The organism is Gemella bergeri ATCC 700627, assembly GCF_000469465.1.
Taxonomy (GTDB): domain Bacteria; phylum Bacillota; class Bacilli; order Staphylococcales; family Gemellaceae; genus Gemella; species Gemella bergeri.
The window spans coordinates 1-10133 of the sequence record NZ_KI271834.1 but is presented as its reverse complement, the minus strand read 5'-3'; the positions used below and the strand labels follow the sequence as shown (position 1 = coordinate 10133).

Below are 10133 nucleotides of genomic sequence, written 5' to 3'. Positions count from 1 at the left end.
TAATAATATAAATAAAACATAATAATTCGTAAAAAACTAATAAAAATCTAATAAGTAAAATATTAAAATAAAAAATTAAAACTAAAACCGTTCATTAGAAATGTATAATGAAAAAAAATATAAAAAAACAGAACTTTATTACTTTATTAGCTTGACAATTACTCATAAAAGATATATTATAAATAATGTGCTAAATGCATTAATAAAAACTAAGGAGCATTTCTAATATGTTAGAACGTCTTTTTAAATTACAGGAGAATAATACAAATGTTAGAACGGAGATTGTTTCAGGATTAATCACGTTTTTCTCAATGAGTTATATTTTAGTAGTCAATCCGGCTGTATTATCAGCAGCAGGAATTCCGTTAGATAGAGTATTTACCGCAACTATATTAGCGGTGTTGGTCGGTACTCTTATAATGGCGTTTGGAGCGAATTATCCGATTGTTGTAGCACCGGGTATGGGAATAAATTCATATTTTGCTACTTTGGCTGCAACATCCGGCTATAATTACAAAACACTTCTTGCTACATGTTTTATGGGAGCGGTAATTTTTGTTATATTATCGGCAACAAAATTTAGGGAGAGTTTAATTGATTCTATACCTAATAATTTAAAATATGGTATTTCAGCTGCAATCGGTTTATTTATTGCCTTTTTAGGGCTGAAAAATTCTTCATTAATAGTCGCTAATGAACACACTATTTTATCACTTGGTGACTTAAAAAATCCTGTTGCATACATGACGATTTTAGGTATTTTTATTATTTTAGTTTTACTCGCGTTAGAAGTTAAAGGAGCTATTTTTATCGGTATGGCTGTTATTGCAATTATTACCTATTTTACCGGTTTATTAAAAGTAGATAAGATATTTGGAATACCGCATATGGATTTAAGTTTGCTTTATAACCCGATTACTGAAAGTGTAAATGCTTTACAATTAGGCTTATATGGAGTTGTTTTTACATTTTTAATGGTAACATTGTTTGATACGACGGGAACTATGGTTGCAGTAACGACTCAAGCCGGACTGATTAAAAATGGTAAAATGGAGCGTGCGAAAGAAGCATTACTCGCTGATTCAATAGCATCACTTACCGCATCTTTATTCGGGAGTACACCAACATCTGCATATATTGAGTCTTCATCAGGTGTTGCTAATGGAGGGCGTACCGGACTTACATCTTTATCAACAAGTTTCTTTATTATAATATCATTGTTCTTCTTCCCGCTAGCCAGTAGTTTAGCATCAGTACCGGCAATAGCTTCACCGGCGTTAATTATCATTGGATCATTTATGATGGAAAGTATTGCTAAAATAGAATGGACTGATATTACAGAAGCATTTCCAGCATTTGTAACAATTATTGGTATTCCATTAACAGGTTCAATTAATGATGGTATTGCATTTGGGTTTATATTTTATGTAGCATTAAAACTTTCAAAAAGACAATGGAAAGATATTCATCCGTTAATGTATATATTTGCAATATTATTTGTTATTCAATTATTGTGGTTACATATATAAAGATATAAGAAAAATTTCGTCTTACACAAAACAAATGTAAGACGATTTTTAAATTTTTATTAGATAAGTTTCGATAAATTACCAATGTAATATTATTCAAATACATAAAATTATAAAAAATGTAGATTTTAACGAAATATAAAAGAAAACTGTGCAGAAAATTCCTGTTCAGTTTTTTAAGGTTTTGAATTAATAGTTACATTAATTTCTCAATTTCATCAAGTAAAAACATTTTAATGTTTAGCATCTCAGTAAATTTTTTTAATTCTTGTAGTTTTTTTATATCAATATTATTTGTTGTTTTAAAAGCACGTATAAGTTGATTTTTGGGTGTATTTTCTTCAGAGATAAACTCGACAATATTAGATTTATAACCGAATATTTCTAATACTTCACTACGGATAGAATCGGTAAGAAGTGTAGAAAATTTTTCTTTTATAATGCCATGTTTCAGCATAAGTGGTATAAAATCAGCTGCTAGTTGAGAATTAATTTCCTTTTGACAACATGGTACGGCAAGAAATATCTTAGCGTTCCACGTAAGTGCTTTAATAATAGCTATGTCAGTTGCCGTGTTGCAGGCATGAAGACTGATGACCATGTCAATATTTTCATTATTTTCATAATCAATAACATCTCCATAAACAAAAGAAAGGTTATTAAAATTTAATTTTTGAGCAATTTGATTACAGAGATTAATTGTCTCTTTTTTTAAATCAATACCGATTAATTTTACATTAAGATTTAACTTTTCTGTTAAATAGTAATAGGTAGAAAATGTCAAATAACTTTTTCCACTACCAAAATCAAGAATTGTTATTTGATTTTTGTTGTCTAATTGATCAACGCTATGTTTAATAAATTCTAAATATTTATTTATTTGTTTAAATTTATTAAATTTACTTTTTTTTATTCTGCCGTCGAGATTTTGAATACCAAGTTCAACTAGAAATGGATAAGTAGTTTTCTCATCAAGAAAATATTCTTTCTTATTATTATGGTTAAACGTTATCTCCTTTTTAGTTGTCTTGGTGCGTTTAATACTTATTTTGAATTTTTTAGAAATTTTTATATCTATTATTTCATCACCGGAAATAACATTAATATCTTTAGCAAGTGAGAATAATTCTTCTAATATTTCGTTTAGGTCGATATTATTAGTAATACCTATATTTTTGTGTTTTATAATTCGTTTGTAACGATATTCAAATTGAATATAAATATCATTTTTTATTTTAACAAGTTTAGCAATAACTTTATCCAGTTCAAGATCTTTATTACGGATATTAGAAAAAGTAATCTTTACAATATTATGATTTGTTATTTGATTGAGTAAGTTGTTAATTAATTCATTATACATAAGAACTCCTTTAAGAATAATTGAAAATTTAATTAGACGATTAAAATACTTTATCGAATTTTCTTCCTTACTATCTTACAATAGTTTTAATTACAGTGCAATATATTTGGTGTATTGAGTTGAGTATTGTTTACATGCGTGGTATAATTTAGTAGTTAGAAAATTTTAAAAAAGGTATATACACGATGAATATATTAGATATAATAGACAATATAAAAATAAAAACAATTTACGGTACTTTACCTGAAAATGTAAACACTATTTCACAAGATTCACGAAATATTGGTGAAGGTGATGTGTTTATTGCGATTAAGGGATATACGGTAGATGGTCATAACTATATAGAAAAGGTGATTAAACAGGGGGCAAGTTTAGTTATTGCCAGTCGTTATGAAGATTATCCGACTGATACTTGTGCTGTTGTTGTTGTTAAAGAAACGGAAATAGAAAAAATAGCGAGTATAATAGCGAATCGCTTAAATGTTGGTGAAAAGGTTCATACGGTAGCGGTAACGGGAACTAATGGGAAAACAAGTATTTCAACACTTATTCATAATATGTTACGCCTTTTTAGAGAAACCAGTGCATATCTTGGAACAAATGGCTTTTGTAAAAATGATGAAATACCGGCATATTTAGGTAACACAACACCGGATGTTGTAACGCTCCATAACAAAATTGGTGAAGTAAGAAAACAGCATATTAAAAACTTTGCATTTGAGGCATCATCACATGCAATGGTATTGGGAAGAATATATAATGTAGATATTGATATTGCGATTTTTACTAATTTAACTCATGAGCATCTTGATTTTCATGGTGATATGCAAACCTATGCCTATGATAAATCACTTTTGTTCTCAACACTGGGAAATAATCTGAACGAAGCAAAATTTGGTGTTTTAAATAAAGATGATGACTATTATAATATAATGGCTAAGTGCTTATATCATCAAGAGATTACATATTCACTAAAAGATAAAACCGCTGATTTTTTTGCATATAATATTACACAATATAAAGAAAATGGTGTATATAAAACAGGATTTACTTTGAAATCTCCGGAAGGTGAGTTTAAGTGTGTTATGAATTATATCGGAGATTTTATGGTGAGCAATGTACTTGCTGCAATGATTGCAGTATGGTTAAAAGGTAAACGTGTAGAAAATATAGTAGAGATTTTACCAAAATTAAGTCCACTTTACGGAAGAATGGAGATATTAGGCGATAATTTACCAATAGACATAATAAGTGATTTCGCTCATACACCGGATGGATATAAGAAATTGCTAGAAGCAACACGAGATATAAGACGTGGAAAAAGAACCTTACTTGTTACAGGAATGGGAGGGGGACGTGATATTTCTAAAGGTCCGTTAATTGGTGAAATTATTTCAGAAGCGGATTATGTGGTTATTACTACGGACAGCCCACGTGATGAAGATGTAGAAGTTTTAATGTCATCTATTGAAAAGGGAATGACGCATAAAAATTATGAGAAAATTTGGTTCAGAACGGATGCGGTAAAAAGAGTTATCGAATTAGCTAATCCCGGAGATGTAGTTATTCTAGCTTCGAAAGGAAGAGAAGATTATGAAATTCTTAAAGATGGTAAAAAAGTTTGGCACTCTGATCCGATTGTAGCACTTGAAGAAGCGGAGAAAAAGTTTAACGGTAGGGTAAAGAAAGGATAATAAAGTGATAGAACAGATAAAAGAACAAGTAGAAAAAAGAAGAACCTTTGCGATTATCTCTCACCCTGATGCAGGGAAGACGACTTTAACTGAAAAATTATTGCTGTTTGGTGGAGCAATAAGAGAAGCCGGAACGGTAAAGGGGAAAAAAACAGGCAAATTTGCCAAAAGTGATTGGATGGATATTGAAAAACAAAGAGGTATTTCAGTAACATCGTCAGTAATGCAATTTGACTATGATAATAAAATTATTAATATTCTTGATACACCGGGGCATGAAGATTTCTCGGAAGATACATATAGAACATTAATGGCAGTAGATAGTGCGGTTATGGTTATTGATGGAGCAAAAGGTATTGAAGCACAAACATTAAAACTGTTTAAAGTATGTCGAATGCGTGGAATCCCAATCTTTACTTTTATTAATAAACTTGACAGAGAAATTAAAGAACCACTGGAATTATTAGAAGAAATTGAAGAAAAATTGGGAATTGAAACATATCCGATGAATTTGCCGGTTGGTATGGGGCAAAATTTTTTCGGTATTATGGATAGAAAAAATCATTATATAGAACCGTTTAATGAAAATAGTGAGTTTGTTGAGTTAGATAAGGAGTATAATATTATTGATAATAACTCATTATCTCAAGATACAATGTATCAAAAATGTGTTGAAGACATGATTTTAATTACAGAAGCCGGAGTTGACTATGACTACGATAAACAACTAAAAGGTGAACAAACTCCGGTTTTCTTCGGTTCTGCATTATCATCATTCGGAGTAGAGAGTTTTTTAAACTATTATGTTGATAATGCTCCAACACCGAAAGGTCGAAAAGATGTTAACGGAAATGATGTTAATCCGATTGATACGGATTTCTCAGGATTTATTTTTAAAATTCAAGCTAACATGGACCCTAAACATCGTGACAGGATAGCATTTTTGCGTGTGTGTTCAGGAGAGTTTAATCGTGGTATGGACGTAATATTGACGAGAACCGGAAAAAAATTGAAAATATCACGTTCTACAAACTTTATGGCTGATGACAAAGAAACCGTTGATGTAGCTTATGCGGGAGATATTATAGGTTTATATGATAGTGGTAACTATCAGATTGGTGATACATTGTACCAAAATAAAAAAGTAGAATTTGAGGCTTTGCCGTCATTTACACCGGAAATTTTTGTTAAAGTTTCTGCTAAAAATGTACTTAAGCAAAAACATTTTCATAAAGGTGTGGAACAACTTGTTCAAGAAGGGGCAATTCAATATTATAAAACATTACATACTAACCAAATTATTTTAGGTGCAGTAGGTCAACTACAGTTTGAAGTATTTGAACATCGTATGAAAAATGAATATAATACAGAAGTTATAATGGAACGTATTGGACAAAAGACAACACGTTGGATAGAGAATGAAGATTTAGTAAATGAAAACATGTCAAGTTCACGTAGTATTTTAGTAAAAGACTTACAAGATAATTATGTATTCTTGTTTGAAAATGATTTTGCTATGAATTGGTTTAATGACAAATATCCGGAAATAAAATTATATAGTAAATTATAAAAAAGAAAATATATTTTTTAGTTAAAGAAAATTATCACTGTTTTTTATTAAAATGTTTTTAATAAAAATGATTGTATATATAGTGCTTTTTCTGCAGCTAATATTATAAAAATTTTTTCAAGAAATAATATGTTTTTAAAAGAGGATACTATGAAAAATTTAATTAATAAATGTTTGGAATTGTATAAAGAACCACGATATAAAAGTGTCGTCAATTATATTTTCTTTGGTGTTTGTACAACCCTTGTAAATGTTGTAACTTATTTTATTTTATATTATTACGGTATGGCGGTTCGACCTGCCAATTTAATATCAATAACTTTATCTATATTATTTGCTTATTTTGTTAATGCTAAATATGTTTTTAATTCAAAAGCTATCGGTTTTAGAAAAATTTTTTATGAACTTGCTAAATTTTTTACGGCAAGATTATCAACATTAGTTATTGAAGTATTTGGAGTGGAGTTATTTATATATATTGGAATGAATGCCTATATATCGAAATTTATAATTCAATTTGTTGTTTTAGTAGCTAATTATGTAATAAGTAAGTTTTTGGTGTTTACAAAGGAGAAAAAATAGGTATATGAAATGGTTTATAACAGATATGGATGGTACATTTCTAAATGATAAAAAAGAAATTGCTCCAAATGCAAAAGAAATTATGAATAAATTGCAGGCTAAAGATATAAAATTTATTATAGCAACCGGCAGACCGGATATTGCCGTAAAACATTATTATCATGATTTGGGGATGAATGATGTTGTTATTTCAAATAACGGTAGTTTAATTCGTAACCTTAAAACAGGGGAAATAGTATATAAGAAAAACTTTGAAATAGAAGAAATTGAAGCGATATATTCTATGTATAGAGAGTTAAATGATAACGGTATAGAGTTTCATATATATACACTGAATTATATTTACTGTGATAGATTATCGTTTAGTATGAAAAGAATGAAACTACTTGAAGAAAATATGCCGGAAGAGTTAAAAACTCCAATGTATGTTCATAATGATATTATCGGAGAAATTAAAAAAAATAATGAGAGTTGTCAAAAGGTGATGATGATTTCAAAAAACCATAAGAAAGTAGAACATTTTTTTGAAAAGGTAAAAGAAGTCTTTCCGGTTGACGGTACAATTTCAGCGACAGATTTCTTTGACATTATGCCTAAAAATTGTAACAAGGGAACTGCTATAGAAAAATTAGCTGAATACTACGGTTATACAACTGATGATTGTGTGGTGTTCGGTGATAATTTTAATGATAAAGAAATGTTTGATGTTGCAGGTTGGAGTGTTTGCCCAAATAATGCAACTGCTGCAATTTGCGAGATGTGTGACGAAGTTATTGGGAATAATAATGATTTTTCGGTTATAAAATATATGGAAAAATATGTAGATGCGATAGAATAATACTTGCGAACTTACTAAAAATTTGATACATTAATAGGTAGCGTGTATTTATTTACAAGTTAAATATTTAATAAAAAATTGACTGGTAAAAATTAATTTGCTTTTGCAACAGCTATTGTAATGGTGTTATGGTACTATTGTAAAGTAATCACTATATAGAAAATTTATTACAACAGTCAAAATTTGAAAATAAAGGAGAACGTTCATGAGAGGAAGAAAGAACGTGAAGAAAAAATCTAGTAGAATACTTGCTTTTTTGTCATTAGTAGTAATTATTCTGACAACAATAGGATTGACTTCAAAATCTAATGCAGAAAAAGTAAACTTAGGACTAGATCTTCAAGGCGGTTTTGAGGTTCTTTATCAAGTAGAACCCTTAAAAGATGGTCAGACTATAGATGAAGCTGCTGTTAAAGCAACAGCTGATACTATCAGTCGTCGTATAAATATATTAGGAGTTAGCGAACCGGTAATTACAGTAGAATCAGGAAATAGAATTCGTGTTGAGCTAGCTGGAGTAAAAGATCAGGAATCAGCACGTAGAGTATTATCTACGCAAGCTAATTTAACAATTCGTGATGTAGATGATAAAGTATTGTTAGACGGTTCTGATTTAGTTGAGGGTGGTGCCTCACAAGGATATGACCAAAACTCTAAACCGGATGTAAACTTAAAATTAAAAGATGCTGAAAAATTCGGTAATATTACTTCTGAAATCAGTAAACGTGGTACCGGTAAAAACCTAATGGTTATTTGGATGGATTTTGGTGAAGGAGATTCATTTAAAGCAGAGTCATCAAAATCGAAACCTAAATATATTTCGGCACCACAAGTAACACAAACTATTAATTCAAAAGATGTTCAAATTACCGGTAATTTTTCAGTAAAAGAAGCAAAAGAATTAGCGGCGTTACTTAATTCAGGCGCTTTACCGGTAAAACTTACAGAAATTTATTCCAACTCTGTTGGTGCACAATTCGGTAGCGATGCTTTATATCAAACGGTTTTAGCCGGAGCAATCTCATTGGCGATTATTTGCTTGTTTATGTTAATCGTATACCGTGTACCAGGTTTTGTTGCAAGTGTAATGATGATTGCATATGTTTATATTACGGTAATATTCTTTAATATGATCTCCGGAGTCCTGACCTTACCGGGTATTGCAGCATTAATACTTGGGGTAGGTATGGCGGTTGATGCCAATATTATTATGTACGAACGTATTAAGGAAGAATTAAGAGCGGGATATCCACTTAAAAAAGCTTATTTAGATGGTGCTAAACAGTCATTATGGACAATCTTCGACTCGCAATTTACAACAGTAATTGCGGCTATTGTATTATTTATTTTTGGTACAAGTAGTGTTAAAGGATTTGCGACGATGTTATTACTTTCTATTTTAGTCAGTTTTATAACATCAGTATTTGGTACAAGAATGTTATTAAGTTTGTTGGTAAATTCAAATATCTTTAATAATAGAACAGGATATTTCGGTGTAAATAAAAAAGATATTCAGGAAACTAAATTTGGTATTACCTCATTACAATTACATACTAAATTTGAGAAGGTGAATTTTACAAAACATATGAAAAAATTCTTTGCATTAAGTCTTGCGATTATGATTGCAGGAATCATATCGTTGGGTCTTTTCAAACTAAACTTAGGTATTGACTTCTCAAGTGGGACAAGAATAGATGTGGCCTCAAATACAGAATTGACAACGGAAAAAATCAAGGAAGATCTAAGTAACCTGAAAATATCTGAAGAAAAAATAGTTTTATCACCTGATAAAAAACAGGCTACAATTCACTCTAAAGATAGTTTTGAACAAGATAAATCAATAGAAATCAAAGAATATTTTTCTAAAAAATATGAAAAAGATGCAAATTTAAGTGTCGTATCGCCGGTGATAGGAAAAGAGCTTGTGAAAAATGCCCTTTACGCTTTAATCTACGCTTCAATCGGTATCATAATTTATGTAGCCTTTAGATTTGAGTGGCGTATGGGTGTTACAAGTGTTATTGCTTTACTTCATGATGTTGCAGTAATTATTTTCATGACAAGTATTCTTCGTTTAGAAGTTGATATTACATTTATTGCAGCTGTTCTGACGATTGTCGGATATTCTATTAATGATACAATTGTTACTTTTGATAGAATAAGAGAGCATATGCGTCATGAAAAAGTATTAAAATCAAAAGAACAAATTTATAAAATTGTTGACGTTTCACTTCGACAAACATTAACTCGTTCTATTAATACTGTCCTAACAGTTGTAATTACAGTAATAGTTATGATAGTAGTGGGAAGCAGTTCAATTTTAACCTTTAATGTAGCGTTGTTGATTGGGTTATTATTCGGGCTTTACTCTTCACTGTTCATCGCTGCACAACTTTGGGCGGTTCTTAAAGTAAAAGAATTAAATAAAAAAGGAAAAATAGAAATAAAAGTTCGTAATTCTCCAAAAGAAAGACGAGAAAACGATAAAGTTTTACTATAATAAAAAATCTCGAGTTTTAGACTCGAGAGTTTTAGGATCTACAAAATATAGGACTGATAG

7 protein-coding genes are annotated in these 10133 nt (G+C 29.9%); 6 read left to right on the top strand and 1 reads right to left on the bottom strand.

Annotation, left to right across the window (positions count from 1 at the left end):
- The first annotated feature begins 227 nt into the window (after positions 1-227).
- The gene (locus HMPREF1983_RS03775) at positions 228-1529 is read left to right on the top strand and encodes an NCS2 family permease (protein WP_021752971.1); all 1302 of its coding nucleotides are present in this window, start codon (positions 228-230) and stop codon (positions 1527-1529) included.
- A 196-nt stretch (positions 1530-1725) separates the two neighbouring features.
- Here HMPREF1983_RS03775 and HMPREF1983_RS03770 read toward each other — a convergent pair whose 3' ends face one another.
- On the bottom strand, positions 1726-2889 hold the full coding sequence (locus HMPREF1983_RS03770; RefSeq protein WP_021752970.1) for a class I SAM-dependent methyltransferase: 1164 nt from the start codon (positions 2887-2889) through the stop codon (positions 1726-1728).
- Positions 2890-3074: 185 nt separating this feature from the next.
- Here HMPREF1983_RS03770 and HMPREF1983_RS03765 point away from each other — a divergent pair, with 185 nt between their 5' ends.
- From HMPREF1983_RS03765 to secD, 5 genes are all read left to right on the top strand, one after another.
- The gene (locus HMPREF1983_RS03765; protein WP_021752969.1) at positions 3075-4583 is read left to right on the top strand and encodes a UDP-N-acetylmuramoyl-L-alanyl-D-glutamate--2,6-diaminopimelate ligase; all 1509 of its coding nucleotides are present in this window, start codon (positions 3075-3077) and stop codon (positions 4581-4583) included.
- Between the two features lie 4 nt (positions 4584-4587).
- Positions 4588-6153, top strand: a complete 1566-nt coding sequence (locus HMPREF1983_RS03760; protein ID WP_021752968.1) for a peptide chain release factor 3 — start codon at positions 4588-4590, stop codon at positions 6151-6153.
- 150 nt (positions 6154-6303) lie between these two features.
- The gene (locus HMPREF1983_RS03755; RefSeq protein WP_040460936.1) at positions 6304-6735 is read left to right on the top strand and encodes a GtrA family protein; all 432 of its coding nucleotides are present in this window, start codon (positions 6304-6306) and stop codon (positions 6733-6735) included.
- 4 nt (positions 6736-6739) lie between these two features.
- Complete coding sequence (locus HMPREF1983_RS03750) at positions 6740-7573, top strand: Cof-type HAD-IIB family hydrolase (RefSeq protein WP_021752966.1); 834 nt, start codon at positions 6740-6742, stop codon at positions 7571-7573.
- Between the two features lie 205 nt (positions 7574-7778).
- Entirely contained in the window at positions 7779-10073 is a 2295-nt protein-coding gene (secD, locus tag HMPREF1983_RS03745; RefSeq protein ID WP_021752965.1) for a protein translocase subunit SecD, read from the top strand.
- Positions 10074-10133: the final 60 nt, after the last annotated feature.